Consider the following 1,177-nt stretch of genomic DNA (forward strand, 5'->3'; position numbering starts at 1 on the left):
GCTGGGCGGGCGTCCGGAGGCGTTTTGCCACCGCGAGATGCTTGACGCGGTGCGCTACCTCGTCGACAACGGCGTGAAGTGGATGGCTCTGCCGGTCGATTTCCCGTACTGGCGGGCGGTCTACGATTTCTTGCGCCGCTGGCGGTCCTACGACTACGTGCGTGAGCTGTACGAACGCCTGCGACGTTCGGCGAGGGAACGCTCAGGCCGCAACGCCGAGCCCAGTGCGGGGGTCATCGACAGTCAGTCGGTGGACGCCTCCGAAACCGTCGGCGAGGACAGCCGCGGATACGACGGCGGTAAATCACGCGACGGGCGCAAGCGCCACATCCTGACCGACACCGAGGGCCTGCTCCTGGAGGTCACCGTGACCACAGCGGACGTCCACGACTCCAAGGCCGCCCCCGCACTGCTGGAGACATTCATGGAGCAGCCGGGCCGGCTACTGAAACTGGTGTGGGTCGACAGCGCCTACCAGGGTCCGGCGCTGGCGAAAGCGTTCGCCCGTCACGGAGTCCGGATCGAGGTCGCGCGCCGCTCCGACGGACAACGCGGATTTGTCGTACTTGCCCGCAGGTGGGTCGTGGAGCGCACGCTGAGCTGGCTCTCCCGCTCACGCCGCCTCAACCGCGACCACGAACGCCGCCCCGACCACCACGCCCAGATGGTGTGGTGGGCCGCCACGATCAGACTGTCCCGGCGCCTGGCCGCAGACGCTCCGCGCTGGCCGGAGAAGCGCCCCGACCGACGGCCCCGGGCTCGGGCGTGAACCGTCCGTCCTCCGCCCGCACCAGCCAGCCCCGCTTCTCCAGCACGTAGGCACGGTGCCGGATCTTCTCCACCTCGTTCTTGATCTCCGCTTCCCGGCCCACCGCCCGCGTCCACTCCACCCCGTTCACCGGCCCCGAAGCGGCCACCGCAGCGGCGAACACCTCCCGGTAGAGGCCGCTGAGCACCTCCTCGCCCATGCCCGACCGCCGCACCGGCGGCCGCTCGCCATGCACCGCGCCGGAGCCGCTCGATCCCCCAGCGGCAGCCATCTCACCACCGGACGGCACGGGAACCGGCGTATTCACCGCGCTCTCCTCGGCCAGCACCGACACGAGCTCTTCACGCCCCACCCGGGCCCGCTCGACCCGCTCCCGCGCGGCATCCACCTCCGCCTGAGCCTGCTCCA

2 protein-coding genes are annotated in these 1,177 nt (G+C 70.6%); one reads left to right on the forward strand and one right to left on the reverse strand.

Annotation, left to right across the window (positions count from 1 at the left end):
• Positions 1–769, forward strand: a 769-nt coding sequence (locus ACIHCQ_RS44610; RefSeq protein ID WP_399675104.1) for an IS5 family transposase, incomplete at its 5' end; no start/stop codon positions are given.
• On the opposite strand, the gene ACIHCQ_RS44615 is transcribed toward ACIHCQ_RS44610, so the two are convergent.
• Positions 687–1,177 (reverse strand): hypothetical protein (locus ACIHCQ_RS44615; protein WP_399675105.1); only part of this gene is annotated, 491 nt, incomplete at its 5' end. The two genes, ACIHCQ_RS44610 and ACIHCQ_RS44615, sit on opposite strands and share 83 nt — an antisense overlap.

Origin of the sequence: Streptomyces sp. NPDC052236 (genome assembly GCF_044548015.1) — a bacterium.
Classification (GTDB): Bacteria; Actinomycetota; Actinomycetes; order Streptomycetales; family Streptomycetaceae; genus Streptomyces.